The 19,708-nt window shown below is 69.3% G+C and carries 14 protein-coding genes; 4 read left to right on the top strand and 10 right to left on the bottom strand.

Features of this window, described 5'->3' with window-relative positions; all coding sequences use genetic code 11:
• Window positions 1–407: 407 nt before the first annotated feature.
• From NAG42_RS35910 to NAG42_RS35895, 4 genes are read right to left on the bottom strand one after another with little or no spacing between them, the layout of a single operon-like run.
• Entirely contained in the window at window positions 408–977 is a 570-nt protein-coding gene (locus NAG42_RS35910; RefSeq protein ID WP_250036553.1) for a YciI family protein, read from the bottom strand.
• A gap of 23 nt (window positions 978–1,000) precedes the next feature.
• Window positions 1,001–1,831: a carbohydrate ABC transporter permease gene (locus tag NAG42_RS35905; protein ID WP_250036551.1), complete on the bottom strand. Its 831-nt coding sequence runs from the start codon at window positions 1,829–1,831 to the stop codon at window positions 1,001–1,003.
• Window positions 1,832–1,833: 2 nt separating this feature from the next.
• A complete protein-coding gene (locus tag NAG42_RS35900; protein WP_250036549.1) occupies window positions 1,834–2,850 on the bottom strand; it encodes a carbohydrate ABC transporter permease in 1,017 nt (338 codons plus the stop codon).
• Window positions 2,851–2,864: 14 nt separating this feature from the next.
• Window positions 2,865–4,160 carry an ABC transporter substrate-binding protein gene (locus NAG42_RS35895; RefSeq protein ID WP_250036548.1) on the bottom strand — a complete coding sequence of 432 codons (1,296 nt, stop codon included), beginning with the start codon at window positions 4,158–4,160 and terminating at the stop codon, window positions 2,865–2,867.
• A 277-nt stretch (window positions 4,161–4,437) separates the two neighbouring features.
• On the opposite strand from NAG42_RS35895, the gene NAG42_RS35890 reads away from it, so the two are divergent.
• Both NAG42_RS35890 and NAG42_RS35885 read left to right on the top strand, forming a co-directional pair.
• Window positions 4,438–5,703, top strand: coding sequence for an endo-1,4-beta-xylanase (locus tag NAG42_RS35890; RefSeq protein WP_250036546.1), 1,266 nt, complete (start codon window positions 4,438–4,440; stop codon window positions 5,701–5,703).
• Window positions 5,703–7,223, top strand: a complete 1,521-nt coding sequence (locus NAG42_RS35885; RefSeq protein WP_250036544.1) for an alpha-N-arabinofuranosidase — start codon at window positions 5,703–5,705, stop codon at window positions 7,221–7,223. The genes NAG42_RS35890 and NAG42_RS35885 overlap by 1 nt, the downstream gene beginning before the upstream one ends.
• Before the next feature lies 1 nt (window position 7,224).
• Here the strand turns inward: NAG42_RS35885 and NAG42_RS35880 are convergent, their stop codons facing one another.
• The 3 genes from NAG42_RS35880 to NAG42_RS35870 form a co-directional block, all read right to left on the bottom strand.
• Complete coding sequence (locus tag NAG42_RS35880; RefSeq protein WP_250036542.1) at window positions 7,225–8,892, bottom strand: glycoside hydrolase family 43 protein; 1,668 nt, start codon at window positions 8,890–8,892, stop codon at window positions 7,225–7,227.
• 54 nt (window positions 8,893–8,946) lie between these two features.
• On the bottom strand, window positions 8,947–9,975 hold the full coding sequence (locus NAG42_RS35875; protein ID WP_250036540.1) for a glycoside hydrolase family 11 protein: 1,029 nt from the start codon (window positions 9,973–9,975) through the stop codon (window positions 8,947–8,949).
• 403 nt (window positions 9,976–10,378) lie between these two features.
• Window positions 10,379–11,845, bottom strand: coding sequence for an endo-1,4-beta-xylanase (locus tag NAG42_RS35870; RefSeq protein ID WP_438872495.1), 1,467 nt, complete (start codon window positions 11,843–11,845; stop codon window positions 10,379–10,381).
• A gap of 490 nt (window positions 11,846–12,335) precedes the next feature.
• Here NAG42_RS35870 and NAG42_RS35865 point away from each other — a divergent pair, with 490 nt between their 5' ends.
• Both NAG42_RS35865 and NAG42_RS35860 read left to right on the top strand, forming a co-directional pair.
• The gene (locus NAG42_RS35865; protein WP_250036538.1) at window positions 12,336–13,595 is read left to right on the top strand and encodes a CE1 family esterase; all 1,260 of its coding nucleotides are present in this window, start codon (window positions 12,336–12,338) and stop codon (window positions 13,593–13,595) included.
• 101 nt (window positions 13,596–13,696) lie between these two features.
• Entirely contained in the window at window positions 13,697–14,896 is a 1,200-nt protein-coding gene (locus NAG42_RS35860) for a serine/threonine-protein kinase (protein ID WP_250036536.1), read from the top strand.
• 35 nt (window positions 14,897–14,931) lie between these two features.
• Here NAG42_RS35860 and NAG42_RS35855 read toward each other — a convergent pair whose 3' ends face one another.
• The 3 genes from NAG42_RS35855 to NAG42_RS35845 all read right to left on the bottom strand — a co-directional run bounded on the left by NAG42_RS35855 (window position 14,932) and on the right by NAG42_RS35845 (window position 19,656).
• Window positions 14,932–16,311 (bottom strand): non-reducing end alpha-L-arabinofuranosidase family hydrolase, encoded by a 1,380-nt coding sequence (locus NAG42_RS35855; RefSeq protein ID WP_250036534.1) that lies wholly within the window; start codon window positions 16,309–16,311, stop codon window positions 14,932–14,934.
• A 201-nt stretch (window positions 16,312–16,512) separates the two neighbouring features.
• Window positions 16,513–17,874 carry a glycoside hydrolase family 10 protein gene (locus NAG42_RS35850; protein WP_250036532.1) on the bottom strand — a complete coding sequence of 454 codons (1,362 nt, stop codon included), beginning with the start codon at window positions 17,872–17,874 and terminating at the stop codon, window positions 16,513–16,515.
• A gap of 264 nt (window positions 17,875–18,138) precedes the next feature.
• Window positions 18,139–19,656 carry an FAD-dependent oxidoreductase gene (locus NAG42_RS35845; RefSeq protein ID WP_250036531.1) on the bottom strand — a complete coding sequence of 506 codons (1,518 nt, stop codon included), beginning with the start codon at window positions 19,654–19,656 and terminating at the stop codon, window positions 18,139–18,141.
• Window positions 19,657–19,708: the final 52 nt, after the last annotated feature.

Below are 19,708 nucleotides of genomic sequence, written 5' to 3'. Positions count from 1 at the left end.
GCCACGACGACCAGGACGTACGCCAAGGCGCCAGTGCCACCCATCGCGATGAGCAGCGGCAGCGCCCGGCGCGCGCGGGAGCGGGCCGTCGTGGCGAACAGCTCGGTCACGCGGGCCCGGTGTTCCCGGCGGCCCTGCCCCGCGCCGGCCGCCAGGACCAGCGGCCACAGCAGCATCGTGTATTCGCGCGCGTTCAGGGCCAGTGACATCCACCCGCCCGACCAGCGTCCGGGAGCGAGGTAGAGCGCGGTGACCCCGATGACCACGACGAGTACCGCCGTGCCGAGGGCGGAGGAGCGCCTCAGCTCGAGGGCGACGATCGCCGATGTCCTGTCACGTTCTCGTTCCACAACCGGAGAGGACGAAGCCGGAACGGCCGGCGGATCTCCGATCCCCGGTGATCCAGGTCACCGTCGCCCGCCGAAGGTCCAGGGGTGCACCTCGATCCGGTCGTAGGCACCGGTGGCGGCGAAGAGATCGCGGATGGTCTCCGGGTCGCTGAACTCGCCGATCACGGCCGTGCCCTCCCAGTCCTCACCGTCCTCGGAGAGCAGCCGGCCCCAGGCGATGAGCCGGTCCCGGTCGAGGACCGGCTCGGTCTGCTCGGCCCCCGGCCAGTCCATCAGCGGCTTGCCGTGGGCGAGAACCAGATACCGCCCCGGGCCCTCGCCCCGCTCACCCGGGAAGTCCCCCATCGTCCGGCCCAGCAGGTCGACGTATCGCCGGACGGTGATCTGGCGGTAGACCCCGGCGAGCTGGTTGGGCTCCTCGAACGCGAAGACGCGGGCGGCCTCGGCGTCGGGCAGCTCGACGATGTGCACGCTGCCGGTGGCCCCGTCGAGGTCACCGGTCAGCGTGGGCCCCCGGGCGATCATCGCTTCGGCGAACCGGTCCATGAAGGCCCAGTGTTCCTCGACGAGTTGCGACCGTAGGTCCCCGGCGCCCTCGCGGTCGCGGCAATAGAAGAAGTAGTCCACCCGGAGAGGATGGCACCTGTGGGTCAGCCCTTGACCGCGCCGGTGAGCCCGCCGACGATCCGGCGTTCGAACAGGCTGAAGAACACGAGCGCCGGGATCATGGAGAGCGAGGTGAATGCCAGCACCTTGGCCGTGTCGACCGAGTACTGCGAGGAGAAGGCCTGGACACCCAGCGGCAGAGTGAAGGTGTCCTGGTCGTTGAGGATGAACAGCGGCAGCAGATAGCTGTTCCAGCTGCCGATGAAGGCCAGGATGCCGGTGGTGATCAGGCCCGGCACCGAGAGCGGCAGCACCATCCGCCAGAAGAAGCCGAGCCGGCTGCAGCGGTCGATGGCCGCGGCCTCCTCGATCTCCTTGGGAATGGCCTGCAGGAACGGGACCAGGATGATGATCGTGGTGGGCAGTCCGAAGGCGATCTGCGGCAGGATGACGCCGGGCAGCGTGTTCACCAGCCCCAGGTTCTTCACCAGGATGTAGAGCGGCGTGATGGCCACGGTGACCGGGAACATCAGCCCGGCCGCGAACAGCGCGTACATCGCCCCCCGGCCCCGGAACTTGTACCGGGCCAGGACGTAGCTGGCCATGACGCCCAGCGCGAGAACGCCGATCGTGGTCGCCGCGGCCACCACCGTCGAGTTGCCGATCTGACGCCAGAAGGTCTCACTCGCCAGCACGTCGGTGTAGTTGCCGGACACCCACGGGTTGGGCAGGGCGGCCGGGTCGGTCGTGATCTGCGAGTTGGTCCGGAACCCGCCGATGATGATGTAGATGACCGGCCCGAGCATCAGACCGACCAGCAGCAGGGCGACGAGGTAGACGATCGGGTTGCCCCAGGCGCTGTCCTTCCTGTCCATGGTTACCGACCTCCGGTGAGCGCGCCCTCGGTGTCCCGGCGCAGAACGAAGCGCTGGTAGACGAGCGCGATGATCAGTGAGATGGCGAAGAGCACGACCGCCACGGCATTGCCGTATCCGTAGTTGCCGGCGTTGCGGCCCTCGGTGACCATGTACGTCGCCATGGTCGAGGTGCCGGCGGTCGAGGCGACGTACTGGCCCCAGATGATGTAGACGAGGTCGAACAATTGCAGCGAGCCGATGATCGACAGGAACGCCCAGATCCGGATCGTCGGCCCGAGCAGCGGCAGCGTGATGTGCCGGTGGGTCTGCCAGAACGAGGCGCCGTCGACCGCGGCCGCCTCCGAGAGCTCCTCCGGGATGTTCTGCATCCCGGCCAGGAACAGGATCACCGCGAACCCGACGTACTTCCACGTCAGGATCAGCATCAGCGTCCAGATGGCCAGTTTCGGGTTGGCCAGCCAGTCCTCGGCCACTCCACCGAGCCCGAGCGACCGCAGGACGTCGTTGACCGCGCCGTTGGTCTGCAGCATCAGGCTCCAGGCCGTTCCGGTGATGACCTCGGAGATCACGTACGGCACGAAGATGAGCACCCGGATGGCCGACTGGGCCCGCAGCCGCTGATTGAGCAGCAGCGCCAGCCCGAGCGCGATGGGACCCTGCAGAACGAGCGAGAGCACCAGGATCTGCCCGTTGTGCCACAGCGCCTCGTGGAACGAGCTGTCCTGCAGGATGGTCACGTAGTTGTCGAGCCCGACGAAGTTGGTCGGTGGCCCGAAGCCCTTCCAGCGGTAGAAGCCGTAGTACGCGGCCATCAGGACCGGGAAGATCACGAAGCCGACGAACATCAGGATCGCCGGGCCGGACAGCGCCGCGATCTCCAGACGCTGGGCCCAGCCGATTCCGCGCCGGCGCGGGCGGAGCGGAGGCGGCGCCGGTACGCCGGCCCCGCCCCGCCCGCGACTGCCGGGCGCGTCCTCAGTGACCACTGCGCTCTCGCCACCGAAGTCGCTGCTCATGGCTCGGTTACCTCTCAGCCCTTCTTGGCTGCGTCGTTCACGGACTGGATGATGCCGGCGACGTCGCCCTTGCCGGCCAGCAGATTCACCACGCCGATGTTGAGGGCGTTGCCGACGTTCTGGCCGTAGACGGTGTCCAGCCACTGCGAGACGTACGGGGCCTTGTTGTAGGCGTCGAGGACGGCCTTGAGGTACTCCTCGGTGACCGCGCCCTGAGCCTCCTTGCTGACCGGCAGCGAGTTGAAGGCCTTGTAGTACGCCTCCTGCACGGGCTTGGTGAGCAGGTAGTTCAGGAAGTCGGCGCATTCCTTGGGCGCCTGGGCCGAGCACGAGTAGCCGTCGGCCCCGCCCATGATGGCGGCCGGGTCACCCTGGCCGCCGGAGACGGCCGGGAAGGGGAAGAACCCCAGATCGGGCAGCGGCTTCTTGTCCTTCGTCAGACCGGCGATCACGCCCGGGTCCCACGAGCCCATCAGCTCCATGCCGGCCTTGTAGTTGGCGATCAGGCCGGCCGAGCTGCCCGCGCCCTGCTGGGCCGAGGTGGTCAAAAAGCCGTCGTTGAAGGGCTTGGTGTCGGCGAAACTCTTGAGATCCTGCCCGGCCTTCGTCCAGCACGGATCGGTGAAGTTCTTCTCCTTGGCCGCCGCGTCGAGGGTGTCCTTGCTGCAGGCGCGCAGAGCGAAGAAGTAGTACCAGTGGGCCGCCGGCCAGGCGTCCTTGCCGCCGAGCGCGACCGGCGTCCCGTTGGCCTTGAGCTTGCCCGCGGCGGCGGTGAGTTCCTCCATCGTGGTCGGTGCCGTGGTGACCCCGGCCTTCTTGAGGATGTCCTTGCTGTACCAGAAGCCGCCGGGCAGGATCGAGACCGGCACGGCGTAGGTCTTGCCGTCGACCTGCCCGGTGCCCAGTGCGGCGTCACCCACCGCCTGCTTGGTCTCGGCGGTGACGTCGGCGGTGATGTCCTTGAGCTGACCCGCCTCGACCATCGCGGCCATCTTGCCGCCGCCGCGCTGCAGGAAGATGTCCGGCGCGGAGCCGGAGTTGAGCGAGGTCTGGAGCTTGCCGTCCAGGTCCTCGTTCTGGACCGACTGGATCTTGATCTTCACGGTCGGGTGGGCGGTCTGGAAATCGGCCACGGTCTTGTCCCAGAACGCCTTGCCGGGACCGGTGGTCGAGTTGTGCCAGAGAGCCATCGTGACGTTGCCGCCGGAGTCGCTGCCGCCGCCCTCGTCGTCGCCACCGCTGCACGCCGCCAGGCTCATGGCGCTCAAGGCCACCACGGTAGTCAGGGCCAGAAATCTCTTGGACGCCATGAGCTCACCTCTCGGAACCGAAAGTTTCGGAATGTTTCCGGAATGTGCCGCTCAAGCTATGAAGTGGCACCCGTGGATGTCAAGATATTCGTCACAATGAGCCAGAGCCGTTACGTGACGACACTCGAACACTCGGTAGTGGACGGACCAGATTTGCACGATGTGCATCGTTAACATTTTCCGACGTACTAACGCGTGTGAGGCTGAAAGATTCGTACGGTTCCGGAAGTTGCGGATTCCCGGCAGGCCACTTAGGTTGCAGCACCAGGAGGATCACGTGACCGCAGTCCCATTCGGCCACCGGTACGGCGAGGTAGTCATCACCGTGCTCGACGCCCACGGGCAGCCGCTTCGCGACCACGAAGTCGTCGTCGAACAGCGCGCCCACGCCTTCTCGTTCGGCAACATCGGCTTCGACTTCATCCCCGTGGCCAACGAGGAGACCGACCCGCCGGCCGGTGCTTTCGGTGGCGCCGCGCCCGACGTGGCCGCGGGGATCGCCGGCCTGTTCTTCGACCTCTTCAACACCGCGACGCTGCCCTTCTACTGGGGCGCCTTCGAACCGCGGCGCGGGTCGCCCGACACACGACGACTGCACCGCACCGCGGAGTGGTTCGGCCGCCACGGCTGCCGGGTCAAGGGGCACCCGCTCGTGTGGCACACCCTCACGGCCGACTGGCTGCGCGACCGGCCGACCGGCGAGGTCGAGGCGGCCGTCCGCGCCCGCATCCGGCGCGAGGTGACCGGGTTCGCCGACGTCGTGCAGGCGTGGGACGTGGTGAACGAGGCGGTCATCATGCCGGTGTTCAGCAACGAGCCGCAGCGCAACGCGATCACCCGGCTCGCCTGGGAACGCGGCCGGATGACCACGGTCCGTCTGGCCTTCGACGAGGCGCGGGCGGCTGATCCGTCGGCGACCCTGCTGCTCAACGACTTCGACCTGTCCCCGGCGTACGAGTGCCTGATCGAAGGTCTTCTCGCCGCCGGGGTCCGGATCGACGCGCTCGGTCTGCAGAGCCACATGCACCAGGGCTACTGGGGCGAGGAGCGGACCCTGGCGATCCTCGACCGGTTCGCCCGCTTCGGCCTGCCGCTCCATCTGACCGAGACGACGCTGGTGTCCGGTGACCTGATGCCCGCGCACATCGAGGATCTCAACGACTATCAGGTGGCGTCCTGGCCCTCCACCGCGGAGGGCGAGCAGCGTCAGGCCGACGAGGTGGTCCGGCATTACCGGACGCTGCTCTCGCACCCCTCGGTCGAGGCGGTCACCTACTGGGGCCTCACCGACGCCGGGGCGTGGCTCGGCGCTCCCTGCGGTCTGGTGCGCGCCGACGGCACCCCGAAACCCGCCTACGACGCGTTGCGGGGCCTGGTGAAGGGGGAGTGGTGGCTCCCGGCGACGGCGCTGCGGACCGATGACGCCGGGCGGGCCGAGGTGCGGGGCTTCCTCGGCGACTACGAGCTGCGGTGCGCCGCAGGCGCGGCGTCCTTCACGATCGCCGCGCCGGGCGGCGACGTTCTCCTGAGGATGGGTGCCTGATGGCCATCGAAGCAGTCATCAATGTGGACCTCGGCGGACCGCGGATCAACCGGCACCTGTACGGGCATTTCGCCGAACACCTGGGCCGCTGCGTCTACGGCGGCTTCTATGTCGGTGAGGACTCCGGCATCCCGAACGAGCGCGGACTGCGCCTCGATGTCGTCGAGGCTCTGCGCGAGCTGCACATCCCCAATCTGCGCTGGCCCGGCGGCTGCTTCGCCGACGAATACCACTGGCGGGACGGGATCGGGCCCCGGGACCGGCGGCCCGTCATGGTCAACACCCACTGGGGCGGGGTCGAGGAGAACAACCACTTCGGCACCCACGAGTTCATGGCGCTGTGCGAGATGCTCGGCGCCGAACCGTATATCGCCGGCAACGTCGGCTCCGGCACCGTCCGGGAGATGAGCGAGTGGGTCGAATACCTGACCCGGGACGGGGACTCGCCGATGGCCCGGCTGCGCAAGGCCAACGGCCGTGAGGAGCCGTGGCCGGTGCGGTTCTGGGGGCTGGGCAACGAGGCTTGGGGCTGCGGCGGCAACATGACCGCCGAGCACTACGCGCAGGAAGCCCGCCGTTACGGCACCTACTGCCGCGATTACGGCGGCAACACGCTCTACAAGATCGCCGCCGGGGCCAACAGCGCCGACTACGCCTGGACCGAGACGCTGATGAAGCAGGTCGGGCATCTCGGGTGCCGGCACGTCAGCAGCACCGCCTATCACGCGCTGTCGGTGCATTACTACACCGTGACCGGCCCGACGTGGGAGCAGAAGGGCTCGGCGACCGCGTTCGACACCGGCGAGTACTACCGGACGATGGTGTCCGCGGCCCGCATCGAGGAGATCCTGGCCGGGCACGAGGCCGTGATGGACTGTTACGACCCGGGCCGATCCGTCGGCCTGGTGCTGGACGAGTGGGGCACCTGGTTCGACGTGGAGCCCGGCACCAACCCCGGATTCCTGTATCAGCAGAACACGCTGCGGGACGCGCTGGTGGCCAGTACGCACTTCGACGTCTTCCACCGGCACGCCGACCGCCTCGTGATGGCCAACATCGCGCAGACCGTCAACGTGCTGCAAGCCATGATCCTCACCGACCCCGACTCGGACGCCATGGTCCTCACCCCCACCTATCACGTCTTCCACATGAACCGGGGGCACCAGGACGCCACGTCGCTGCGGGTCGACTTCCGCACCGCGCTGCCCTCGCGCGCGGTCGGCGAAGCGACGCTGACCACCGTCTCGATGTCGGCCAGCCGCAAGGACAGCCGGCTGCTCGTCTCGCTGTCCAATCTCGACGCCGACGAAGGGGCCGAGGTCGAGATCGAGCTGCGCGGGGGCGCGCTCGGGACGGTGGACGCGGTGATTCTGACGTCCGGGACGCTGCCGGACCACAACACCCCGGAATCTCCGTCGGCGGTCGCGCCCCGCCCGTACGACGGTGTGACAGTGGCCGGCGGCACGCTACGGGCGCACCTGCCGGCCCACTCCTTCGTCACCGTGAGCGGTGTCTTGTGAGTCAGTCCGCGCGGTAGGCAGCCCGGTCGAAGTCGGCGTAGCCGCCCTCGGCCCCCAGATCCTGCACCCAGAGCCCGACGAAGGCGCCGGTGAAGCCCCAGGCCTCGGGCTCCCCGGGGACGATCGTCGCGGCGTACTCGTCGGACAGCGTGGTGGCGTCGAAGGTGCGGCCGACGTCGTACCAGACCGCCATCTCCCCCGGGTTGGTCGTGTAGGCGAAGGTCAGAGCCGGACCGTCCAGGCGAACGCGCAGGCCGATTCGCGGCACGCCGTCGAGCACGGTCCGCAGACCCGGCGCGGTGGTGACCCGCCCGCTGTCGCAGCACAGCACGTCGAGCACCGGGGTGCAGTCGTCGTCGGCCGTCACATGCAGGTAGTACCAGTTGCGGGAGTTGTAGTACGCCGTGATTCCCGCCAGCTGGCGGGCGTTACGAGGTTCGAACTCGCACGTCACCTCGAAGGTGCACTGCCGGGCCGTCACCCGGCGGGCCACCAGACTCGGCCGGTGCCGGGCCATCGGCGACTGCCCGCCGTGGATCCGCAGATGCGACGGCCGGGCCGACAGATCGATCCAGTCCGGCGTGGCCGGCCGGCGCAGGGTCGACCAGTTGGGGCCGAGCTCCGGCGCGTCGAAGTCGTCGTCCTCGAGCTGCTCGGAGGACGGCGGCCCGGCGGTGACCACCACGCCGGTGGGGGCCGGAACCCGCTCGGCCGGTACCCCGTCGCGGATGCGGGGCCAGGCCCCAGCCGCCCACTCCACCCTCTGCAGGGCGGCTTCCCGGCCGAGGACGCAGCGGCCCTGCGCCGAGTAGGGCCGGGCGACCAGATGGGCCAGATACCACTCGCCGGCCGGGGTCTGCACGAGGCTGCCGTGGCCGGCCTTCTGCAGGGGCAGTTCCGGGCGTCCGGCCGAGGTCAGCAGCGGTCCGCCACCGTCCACTTCGTAGTCACCGAGCAGGTGCCGCGACCGGGCGACGGTGACCTGGTGGGTCCAGCTGGTGCCACCCTCGGCGGTGACCAGGTAATACCAGCCGTCCTGGCGATAGACGTTGGGCGCCTCGGTGAGTCCGGCGCCGGTGCCTTCGAAGATGAGGTGGGCCGGGCCGGTCAGCCGGCGCTCGGCACAGTCGTACCGCTGGATCTCGATGCCGCCGAAGCGGTTGCGGCCGGGGCGCCAGTCGGCCCGCATCGACAGCATCCAGGTGGTGCCGTCCTCGTCGTGGAACAGCGAGGAGTCGAAGCCACGGCCGTGCAGGACGACCGGGTCCGACCACGGGCCGGCCATGCTCGGCGCGGTGACCAGATAGTTCTGCGGGTCCCAGTAACCGCCCGCGAACGTCGCCACGTCGGTGTAGACCAGATGGAACAGGCCATGGGCGTAGGTGAGATTGGGTGCCCAGATGCCGCAGGAGTCGGCCGTCCCGGTGAGGTCGAGCAGCCGGCGCTCGGTCAGCACCCCGCCCAGCGGCTGCCAGTGGACCAGATCGGTCGAGTGGTGCACCCGGACCCCCGGGTACCACTCGAACGTCGACGTGGCGATGTAGTAGTCGGAGCCGACCCGCACGATCGACGGGTCCGGGTGAAACCCGGGAAGCACCGGGTTCCGGATCATCCAGTGTTCGGTCCCGCCGTCACCGGCGGAGGAGACAGCGGACTTGGCGATCGTCATGAGGAACCTCCCACTGGTGATGGCGCGGCGGCCCACTCCGCCGCGCCACGAGAATCAGCTCGTCCGGCAGGTGACCGTGGGCCAGGTCCAGTTGCCGTTGGCCATGATGGTCACGCCGAAGTTGTTGCCGTTGCCGTTCGGCCGAGCGGTGACCGTTCCGGTGGTGCCGCTGACCGCGGCGTTCCAGCTGTTCTGGATGCTCTGGCCGCCGTTGAGGGCGAGCCCGACCGTCCAGTTGCTGGTGTTGGCCACCGAGACGTTGAGGTTGAACCGGTCGCCGTACTGCTGCCCGGCCGAAAGCGTGGCGGTGCAGTTGCTGCCGCCGCCGTTGGTCGGCGGGGGAGTGGTGGGGTTGGTGCCCCCGCCGGTGCCCTCGCGGACGGTGATGTCGGAGCTGCCCTGGCTCTGGTAACCCTCGGTGGCCATCACCTGGTAGCTGTGGTTGGTGCCGAGGTTGAGCCCGGCGCGGGCCCAGGCGTCGAAGTGGTTGGCCGTGGTGATGGTGCCGGAGCTGCGCTTCTGCTGCCGGACGCTCCAGAACTGGTAGAACGTCTGGTTGCCGTCGATCGAGGGCGCGTTGACCCGCTGGCTGCGCAGGATGTCGTAGGTGCCGCCGTCGGTGGTGACAGTGCCCATCCGGGTGGCGCCGCTGCTCGGGTTGTAGCTGCCGAAGTTCTCGACGACGTAGTACTCGATCAGCGGGCTGCGGGTCCAGCCGTACAGGGCGAGGTAGGTGTTGTTGTTGCCCGGGTTGTAGCTGCCGGAGTAGGTGACCGTGCGCCGGTTGCCGGTGGCCCAGCCCTTGCCGCCGACCCAGTTGTTGGTGCTGCGGTCCCAGCTGCTGCTGTACCGGCCGTCGGCCCGCAAGGTCATGCTGGCGTTGCCGCTGTCCTTCCAGAACGAGAAGTAGTAGCCGTTGTGCGTGCCGGTGAGGTTCGACGTGAGGGTCCGGTCGGCCTCGGCGTAGGCGTTGGGGGCGGCGACCATGGTGCCGCCGGTGGCCAGGACGGCGGCGCAGGCGGCGCCGAGCAACAGCCGGAGGCGGCTGCGCCGGCCCTGGGGGCGGGCGGGATCTGCGGTCATCTGCGTGCTTCCTCTCGTGAGGGGGCTGACGGGGAACAGCCCAACGGCCACGGCGAAGCGCACCGGGGACGGGCCGGCGGCAGGGACGAGCGCCGCCGTGAAGGTGCCGTCCGCCGTGGCGGGGGAACGACGGTCATCGAAGTCCGTCTTGGCGAGATCGTGGCTTCTCCAGCCGGTCCTTGTCAACAACTTCCGGAAACTTGGCGGAAATATCGAACCGTGCTTGCGAGTCGCAGAACAGCCGAATAGGCAGCCAGGACTGGGTCTTGGAGTGGGGGTGAGGCTTGGTTGCGGAGTGATTGCACCGGCATTGGTCAGACAATCGTCGAAACTTTCGGCAGGGCGACGCGAAGAAGCGGTGCAGCGCCGAGACTGCCGCTGCACCGCTTCACCCCGGGTGGGCTCAGCTCCGGCTGAACCGCTGGTTGGCCTGGCCGTTGCAGTCGTAGATCTGCACCTGCTGGCCGTTGCCGCTGCCCCACACGTCCAGGCAGCGTCCGGACTGGACGCCGGTGATGGTTCCGTTGGTGTTGACGTTCCACTGCTGGTTGGCTTGGCCGTTGCAGCTGTAGATCTGCACGGCCGAGCCGTTGCCGGAGCCGGCCGCGTCCAGGCACCGCGAGCCGTACACGGTCAGCTGCTTGCTCGACGTGAGCGTCCACGTCTGCTGGGCCTGTCCGTTGCAGTCGTAGAGCTGAACCCGGGTGCCATTGGTCTGCGTCGCCCCCGGCACGTCGATGCAGCGACCCGACTGGCTGCCCACGATCCGCGTTCCGTCACCCGAGGGCGGCGGCGTGGTGCTCGGCGGGGGAGACGTGGGGTTGCCCGGGCCGGCCGAGTTCAGGGCGTTGAGGACCGAGGTGTACGCCGCCTTCTTGTTGCCGTTGCCGTCGAACAGCAGCGGGTTCTCGCCGGAGCGCCAGGAGTCGCTGTCCCGGACGCCCCACACGGTGATGCCGATGCAGCGCGGCACGTTGAGGCAGGCCTGGGTGAGCCCGGCGTACTGGGAGGTCGACGAGTTGGTCACGTCGACCTCGGTCAGGGCGACGTCGACGCCGAGGGCCGCGAAGCTGGACAGGGTGGTCTGGAAGTTGCCCGGCAGGGAGCTGCCCCCGGTGAAGTGGGTCTGCAGGCCCACGCAGTCGATCGGCACGCCCCGGGACTTGAAGTCCCGGATCATGTTGTAGACGCCCTGGGTCTTGCCGTAGGACCAGTTCTCGATGTTGTAGTCGTTGTAGCAGAGCTTGACCGACGGGTCGGCGGCGCGTGCCGTGCGGAACGCCACCTCGATCCAGTCGTTGCCGGTGCCCTGCAGGTTGGACGTCCGCCGGCTGCCGTCCTCGTTGAACGCCTCGTTGACCACGTCCCACGCCGCGAGCTTGCCCTTGTAGTGGGCCATCACGCCGTTGATGTGGTCGATCATCGCCTGGCGCAGGCTGCTGCCGCTGAGGCTCTGCATCCAGCCGGGCTGCTGGGCGTGCCAGGCCAGGGTGTGCCCACGGACCTTGAGCCCGCGCTGGGTGGCCCAGTTGTAGATCTGGTCGCCGGAGCTGAAGTTGAACTGACCCCGGTTGGGCTGCAGGGCGTCCGGCTTCATCTCGTTCTCGGCGGTGATCATGTTGAACTCACGCGCGGCGATGGTCGAGTACGTCGAGTTGCTGAGCCGGCTCGCCGCGATGGCCGTGCCGAAGTACCGGCCGGATTGCGCGGCCGCGGCGCCCAAAGTGCTCTCGGCGGCGCTCGCGTCCGGCATCACCGCCATCACGCCGGCGGCCGCAATGACGGCGGCGGCGCCGCCGCCGAGCAGTCGGAGCCAGGGCGACCGGCGTTTCGCGGAGCCGGTGGAATGGACAGGAGGGCTGGCTGCCACGGTGGTCTCCTTTGCGGATCCGCGTCCCGGCGCCGAATCGCCAACGTATAGGCGCTGGTAAATCGCACCGGAACGCGGGACTGATGCACTTCGATTGCCGGTCATGCTGACACGCGTAACCGCGACGAAACAACAGTTTCGGAGAAGTTCCGGAAGCTATCGGCAGCGAGCGCCGCTGTGAGCTGCGCATCTAATGAGCTGGAGACACCACCTGCCAATTGCCATCGGGATCCGGCTCTCTGCCGCACAGATGCTGGTCCGAAACTTCCGGTCGTCTGGGCAAAAGCTTCGTGTCATATCGGTGTCGCGGCAGGCGCCAAAAATCGTTACTGAAAAACTGTTATGAAAGCTGGGCATGCTTATAGGGGACGTTGCGGAATTGTTTTATTGATTCCCTGGGAGCGCTCCCGTACCGTTTCGTCATTCCCTGACGGCGCCCGCCCCCGGCGCCCGGACTTTCTCGAGCGATCCCTCCCGGAAGGGGTTTCCGATGCTCATCCCCCGACGTGCCCGTCCCACGCCGCTCGCGGCCGCCGCCGTGTCGGTCCTGCTGGCCGTGGCCGCTTGCCTGGCCGTCCTGAACGCGACCCCGGCCGGCGCCGCGCCGACCGCCGGGTGTGGCCGGGCCCCCACGTTGACCAGCGGCACCCGCACCATCTCCAGCGGTGGCCAGAACCGGTCGTACATCCTGCGGATCCCGGCCGGCTACGACCGCGCCAAGCCGTACAAATTGATCTTCGCCTTCCACTGGCTGAACGGGAGCGCCGCCAACGTGGCGAGTGCGGGCTACTACGGGCTCCAGGGGCTCTCGGGAGAGTCGGCCATCCTGGTCGCGCCCCAGGGCATCGACAACGGCTGGGCCAACACCGGCAACCGCGATCTCACCCTCGTCGACAACCTGACCTCGTTGATCCAGGGCGATCTGTGCGTCGATACCACGCAGGTGTTCGCGCTCGGCTGGAGTTACGGCGGCTCGATGAGCTACGCGGTCGCCTGTGCCCGGCCGGCGGTCTTCCGCGCGGTCGCGGTGATCTCCGGCGCCAACCTCAGCGGCTGCACCCCCGGCACCCAGCCGGTCGCCTATCTCGGCATCCACGGCACCCACGACAGCGTGCTGGACATCTCGCTCGGCCGGTCGATCCGGGACACCTTCGTCCGCAACAACGGCTGTACGGCGCAGAGCCCACCGGAGCCGGCCCGTGGCAGCCTGACCCACGTCGTCACCGCGTACGCGGGCTGCCGGTCGGGATACCCGGTGGTGTGGGCGGCGTTCGACGGTGATCACACCCCGGAGCCGGTGGACGGTTCGACCTCGACCAGCGGCGCCCGCACCTGGGTCGGCGGAGAGATCTGGAAGTTCTTCTCGCAGCTGCCCGGGACCACGCCGTCCTCGCCCACTACGCCCTCGCCGACCACGCCCGCGCCCACCACGACCCCGCCCGCGGAGCCGGGCGGCTGCACCGCCACCTACCGGGTGACCGGCCAGTGGCAGGGCGGGTTCCAGGCCGAGGTCACGGTGACCGCCGGCGCCGCGGCCGTGTCCGGATGGCGGGTCGGCTGGACCTTCGCCGACGGCCAGACGGTCAGCCAGCTGTGGGGCGGCCGGCACACCGCCGCCGGCAACACGCAGACCGTCGTCAACGAGAGCTGGAACGGCACCCTCGGCGCCCGGGCGTCGACCACCTTCGGATTCCTCGGGACGGCGAACGGAGCCAACGGCGCGCCCACGCCCACCTGCACTCCCGCCTGAGCGGGAGGGCGACACAGACTCACCGTCCCGCCCGCGCGGGACGGTGAGTCAGGTTTACCCGGACCTGCCGGGGAAACAGATCGTGCGTGGATCCTGGTCAATTGATCGCCGGACGCTACCGGCTCCGTGAGGTGCTCGGTCAGGGTGGGATGTCGGTGGTCTGGCGGGCCGACGACGACGTGCTCGGCCGCGAGGTGGCGGTGAAGGTCCTGTCCGTCCGGCTGGCCGGCGACCCGGACGGACAGCGGCAGATCCGCGACGAGGCCCGGACGGCCGCCCGGCTGCGGCACGCGAACGTCGTCGCGGTCTACGACTACGGCGAGTTCACTGACGCCGGCCGCCCGCTGTCGTACGTCGTGATGGAGCTGGTGGACGGCCGGACCCTGGCCGACATGCTGACCGGCGGCCGGCTTCCCTGGAAGGTGGTGACGCTGGCCGGCGCCCAGGTGGCGGCGGCCCTGGCGGCCGCCCACGCCGACGGCATCGTGCACCGCGACGTCAAGCCGGCCAACGTCATGGTGACCAGCGCGGGGGTGAAGCTGGTCGACTTCGGCATCTCGGCCGCGGTCGGCGCCTTCGACGGTGACGACGGCCAGGTGCTGGGCACCCCGGCCTATCTGGCCCCGGAGCGCATCGAGGGCGGCCCGGTCCGTCCGGCGACCGACGTGTACGCCCTCGGTCTGCTGCTGTACCTCGCTCTGGCCGGCCGGATGCCGTGGCAGGCGTCGACCGTCACCCAGATGGTCCGGGCCCACATCTATGCCAAGCCGGCGCCGCTGCCGCCGGTCCAGGGCCTGCCGCCGGTGATCGCCCGGCTGGTGTCGCGCTGCCTGGCCAAGAGTCCGGCCGACCGGCCCAGCGCCATCGAGGTCGCCGAGGTGCTCGGGGAGATCGCCGGCCTGCCGTCCTCAGCCCTGATGCGCAGCGTGGCCGCGCCCACGGTGTCTTTGCCCGTCGCGAGGAAACGGCGCCCCGCTCGCGCCGTGCTGGTCGGTGCCGGAGTGGCGGCCGGGTTGGTTATCGCGGGCGGCGTCTGGTGGACCGACGACGGTCCGGTGAAACCGGCCCCGGCCGAGGCCGTCACGGCGCCGTCGGGTCCGGCGACCACCACCACACCCGAAGCCGGACCGTCGACGTCCACGCCCGGACGAACTGTGCGAGCCGCGGTGGTCGCGAAGCGCGAGCGGACCGTGACCACCGAACAACCCGAGGCCGCGGCTGCGCCGGTGAAGAAAGCGAAACCCGCGTCGCCGAAGAAGAAGCCCAAGACCAAGCACGCCAAGAAGCACGGCCGTCCCTGATCCTCGAGCGATCAAGGGACGGCCGACGTCGGCGGTCAGCGTTGGCGGGTGAGCAGGCCGGGGCGGTAGGGCAGCAGGCCGTAGTCGCCGCCGCTGCTGGGGGAGCGGCCTTGGTAGAGCAGTTGCAGGTTGCAGGGGTCGATGGTCATGGTCTGGTCGGCGGTGGTGCGCAGGAGTTCGCCGTGGCTGATGTCGTTGGTCCAGGTGGCGCCGCTGTTGGCTTTGCCGGCGAAGGGGTTGTTCTCGGTGGCGGCCTGGGGTGTCCAGGTGCCGTTGAGGGTGGTGGCGGTGAAGGAGCGGAAGTAGCGGCCGTTGGCGCCGATGGCTTCGACGATCATGAGGTATTGGTTCTGGCCTTGGACTTTGTAGACCTGGGGTGCTTCGAACAGGTTGTTGGTGGTGTCGCTCATGATGGTGGTGTAGGAGGAGCCGAAGTTGCCGGGGAAGTTCCCGATGGGCATGCTGGCTCGGTAGATCTTGCCGTTGTCGCCGGCGAAGAACAGGTACATGTTCGTGCCGTCGCCGATGACGGTCTGGTCGATGGGTCCGGTGCCGGAGCCGGTGATGCTGCCGGTGAACAACGGCTGCGCGGCTGACCACCCGTTCGCGTTTGTGGGGTCGGTCGAGGTGCGGTAGGAGAACGCGGTCGGCCCCCATTGATAGGTGAGCACCCAGATGTTCTTGGGGGCGAAGTAGAACAGCGACGGCGCGACGGTGCCCGAGGACATGGCGTTCTGACTGGCTGAGGCGAGTTCCGACCAGTTCGAGATGAGACCGAAATTCATCGATCCCCATCGGGTGCCGGTGTCGTGGGTGGTCGCGTAGACCAGTTGCCGGCCGTTGTAGGGCGCGGTGGTGAAGTCCTTGAGCGACACCCAGCCCGACTTCGGGGTGGCCAGCGAACCGGTCGAGCTCCAGCGGTACGACGACGGCAGAGCGCAGGCGGCCGGTGGCGGCGTCGTCGTCGTGGGCGGGGTGGTCGGCGGGGTGGTCGGAGTCGTGCCACCCGTACAGGCGACGCCGTTGACGGCGAAACTCGCCGGGACCGGGTTGGCGGTCGTCCAGGACCCGTTGAATCCGAACGAGACCGCGCCGCCGGTCGGGACCGCCCCGTTGTAGCTCGCGTTCTTCGCGGTCACCGCCGATCCGCTCTGCGTCAGCGATGCGTTCCAGGCCTGGGTCACCGATTGCCCGGCGCCGAACGACCACGACAACGTCCAGCCGTTCCACGCGTCACCCAGGTTGGTGACGGACACGCTCGCGCCGAAGCCGCCCTGCCACTGCGACGACACCGCGTAGTTCACCGAACAGCCCGCGGCCGCGGCGTCGGCGGGCAGGGCCACGAGTGCACCGGCCGACGCCACCACCGCCACGCCGGCCGACGCCAGTGCGGTCTGTGCTCTGTGTTTGATCATCTTTTCTCCTGTGGGGACGTCAGAGGGGACCGGGCCGCCTTGGCCCTGGCGGCGACGGCGGTGCCGACCAGGCCGAAGACGAGGACGAGCCCGCGCCGATCCGGAGCCGGTCACGCGTACGGGACATCCGGTTCTCCTCCCTGGGCGAGGTGCCCGCCGGCCCGGAGGTCCGGGCCGGCGGGTCGGCCGAGGGTGCCCGGGTCAGCCGGCGGCGCAGGTGGGAGAGCCGGTCGGACCGGAGCCGGTGCCCTGGAAGCCGAACTCGGTGGAACCGCTGGACGGGATCTGCCCGTTGTAGGCGACGTTGCGGAAGGCGACCGTGCCCGACGTGCTGCTGCTGGTCGCGCTCCACAGTCCGGTGACGGCGCTGCCGCCCGGGAGTGTCACGGTGACCGTCCAGCCGTTGACCGCGGCGGATCCGGCGTTGACGCGGACCGTGGCCACGTAGCCGCCGTTCCAGGAGTTGAGCGACACCGTCGCGCTGCACGCGGTGGTCGGCGGGCTCGTCGGCGGGCTGGTCGGCGGGCTGGTGGGCGGGCTGGTGGGCGTGGTCGGGCCGGCGGCGTTGAGGGCGTTGAGCACCGAGGTGTACGCGGCCTTCTTGTTGCCCGAGCCGTCGAACAGCAACGGGTTCTCGCCGCCGCGCCACGAGTCGGTGTCGCGGATGCCCCAGACGGTGATGCCGGTGCACCGGGCGACGGCCAGGCAGGCTCGGGTGACCCCGGCGTAGACGTTGGCCTGGTTACCGCCCTGAGCCACGTCGAGCTCGGTGATCTGCACGTCGACGCCGAGGTCGGCGAAGCGCTGGATGTTGGCCTGGTAGGTCGAGTCGAGGCCGGTGCCCAGGTGGGATTGCAGGCCTACGCAGTCGATCGGGACGCCGCGGGACTTGAAGTCGCGGACCATGTTGTAGATGCCGGTCGACTTCGCGTTGATGCCGTCGGTGTTGTAGTCGTTGTAGCAGAGCTTGGCCGCCGGGTCGGCCGCGCGGGCGGCGCGGAAGGCCGCCTCGATCCAGTCGTTGCCGGTGCGCTGCAGGTTGGAGTCGCGCCGCCCGCCGCTGCCGCCGTCGGCGAATGCCTCGTTGACCACGTCCCAGGCATAGATCTTGCCCTTGTAGTGGGTGGCGACCTGGGTGACGTGGTTGATCGCGGCGTTGCGCAGGGCGGTGCCGGACAGCGACTGCGCCCAGCCCGGCTGCTGGGCGTGCCAGAGCAGGGCGTGGCCGCGCACCTTGGAGCCGTTGGACAGGCCCTGGTTGAGGATGCGGTCGCCGTTGGTATAGGTGAACCGGCCCTGCTGGGGCTCGGTGGCGTCCCACTTCATCTCGTTCTCGGGCGTCACCGAGTTGAACTCGGTGGTGAGGAGGCGGGTGTACGTCGAGTCGCCCAGCCGGCCGGCGGCGATGGCGGCGCCGAAGTAGCGCCCGGACTGGGCGGCCGAGGCACCCAGCGTGGTGGCCGCCTCAGCCGTGCCGATCACGGCGATGCTCGCGGCTACGACGGCGCTCGCGACCGCTGCCGAGAGCAGCAGGGTGCGTCGTCTTCCGGTTCGGAGGTTCATGAGCGGGTGTGCCTTCCTGCCGGGGGATAACAGCTGCCGGCGGCGCGCGTTGATGCGAGGGATGGCGCCGTACGGCTGGGAGCGCTCCCAGTTCGTCGCATATTGCCAGCATGTATCGGACTCCTCAAGACGATGTGAACGTGACTCATTTACCCGAGCCGGCATAACAGCTTTCCGCAGCCGGAATTTAGTGCGATGTGGACCCCGGCGGCGCGACTCATCGCCTGTTATCGATAACAAACAAGAGTGGCCGCCGGAGTCGGGTCAGCGCCGGCGCGCGGCCAGCAGGCCGCGGGTCGGGACCGAGAACACCTGCACCGGCCGGACGCCGTGCCGGTGCAGGACCGCGTTGGCGGCCGTGGCGGCCGAGGCGGCCGAGCGCTCCATCAGCGCGCACGGGAACGGCATGCGGACCCAGTCGCCGGCCAGGAACAGCCCCTCGGCCTCCGTGGTCACGCTGGGCCGGGTGGCATCGCTGCCCAGATCGAAGGCCGGAGCGTCGTAGCCGATCCGGCTGTCGACGTCGACCGCTCGCAGCCCACCCATCTCCGGCCAGATCCCCGCGAGCTGCGACCACATGTCGCGCGCGGCCGGGCCGGCTTCGACATCGGCGTTCGCGGCGTACGCATGCAGTTCCACGACAGCGCCGCCGGTGCGCCGGGCCCATTGCGCCGAGCCGCGCTCGACCCGGTGGAACAGGCTCACCGAGTCCAGCAGCGGCTCGCGGGCGACACCGCTGAAGGCCGCGCGGTGGGCGGCGACGTCCCGGTCGGTCCAGAACCGGCTCACCGCGTACGGCGCCGTGGTCTCGACCGTCTTCATCCCGGTCGTCAGGCTCAGCGGCAGATCGGGCGAGGCCGCGACGATGCTCCGCGCCGCCGCCGGATCGGTGGCCAGGACGACATGGTCGGCCTGGATCTGGGCGCCGCCGGTGAGCGTGACGGTCCAGCCGGGTTCGATGCGGTCGACGCCGGCGCCGGTGCGGATGTCCGCACCGAGCGCCTGCAGCCGCTCGCTCAACGGGGCCCAGATGGCCGACTGGTAGTCGTCATCGGGCGCGTCGAAGTCGAGCCCCTCCGGGTTGCGCAGGAAGTAGAAGTGGAACTGCATGATCATCTCTGCCGCCGACATCTCGGCCGCCCGGTTGAAGAACGAGTGGGCGAACACGTCGAACAGCACGCTGCGGGCCCGCTCCGGCATGGCCAGCCGGTCGAGGAACTCGGCCGCCGACATCGAGTCGAACTCGCGGTAGGTCTCGGCCCGCGAATACCGCAGCAAGGCCAGCGACGTCGGCCCGTCGACCTCCCGCATCTCGCTCATCCGCAGGCTGGGCGAGCGCGCCATCAACGCGAACAGGCTCCAGGGAGGTCCACCCGGCAGGTTGCCGAAGTCCTCGTCCGGCCAGTCCCGCGACACCACGGGATAGTGCTCGGCCGGGCGCAGGAAGGACAACGACGGGTCGATGCGGCGCAGGATGTTGCGCCAGTTGTAGTACTGCCGGAAGAAGGCGTGGAATCCGTGGCCGACCATCTGGACCGACCCGTCGGCCATCGTGCGGGGCCAGGCCGAGAGCCGGCCACCCAGCCGGTCGTCGCGTTCCAGCACAGTCACGGTGACGCCGCGCTCGGCGAGCAGCAGCGCTGCCGTCATCCCCGCGATGCCACCCCCGACCACGACGGTACGCACCGGGTGCTCCACCGTGCGCGGCAGTGATCGGTCGACGCGGACCAGGCGCTGGGCCCGGCGAGTGGTGATTCCGGCGGCGGCGCGAAAAGGGATCATGACTGCGAATGCCCGCCCGCCGCCGGCTCAATCCTCGGCCGGGCCCACCCCG

Source organism: Paractinoplanes maris, from assembly GCF_023544465.1.
Lineage (GTDB): Bacteria > Actinomycetota > Actinomycetes > Mycobacteriales > Micromonosporaceae > Actinoplanes > Actinoplanes maris.
The sequence above is the reverse complement of the archived record's forward strand: the minus strand, read 5'-3'. Positions and strand labels throughout refer to the sequence as shown.

Coding starts and splice junctions, on each gene's coding strand:
- NAG42_RS35905 (WP_250036551.1), bottom strand. CDS start 1,831: ATGGACAGGAAGGACAGCGCCTGGGGCAACCCGATCGTCTACCTCGTC.
- NAG42_RS35900 (WP_250036549.1), bottom strand. CDS start 2,850: ATGAGCAGCGACTTCGGTGGCGAGAGCGCAGTGGTCACTGAGGACGCG.
- NAG42_RS35895 (WP_250036548.1), bottom strand. CDS start 4,160: ATGGCGTCCAAGAGATTTCTGGCCCTGACTACCGTGGTGGCCTTGAGC.
- NAG42_RS35885 (WP_250036544.1), top strand. CDS start 5,703: ATGGCCATCGAAGCAGTCATCAATGTGGACCTCGGCGGACCGCGGATC.
- NAG42_RS35880 (WP_250036542.1), bottom strand. CDS start 8,892: ATGACGATCGCCAAGTCCGCTGTCTCCTCCGCCGGTGACGGCGGGACC.
- NAG42_RS35875 (WP_250036540.1), bottom strand. CDS start 9,975: ATGACCGCAGATCCCGCCCGCCCCCAGGGCCGGCGCAGCCGCCTCCGG.
- NAG42_RS35865 (WP_250036538.1), top strand. CDS start 12,336: ATGCTCATCCCCCGACGTGCCCGTCCCACGCCGCTCGCGGCCGCCGCC.
- NAG42_RS35855 (WP_250036534.1), bottom strand. CDS start 16,311: ATGATCAAACACAGAGCACAGACCGCACTGGCGTCGGCCGGCGTGGCG.
- NAG42_RS35850 (WP_250036532.1), bottom strand. CDS start 17,874: ATGAACCTCCGAACCGGAAGACGACGCACCCTGCTGCTCTCGGCAGCG.
- NAG42_RS35845 (WP_250036531.1), bottom strand. CDS start 19,656: ATGATCCCTTTTCGCGCCGCCGCCGGAATCACCACTCGCCGGGCCCAG.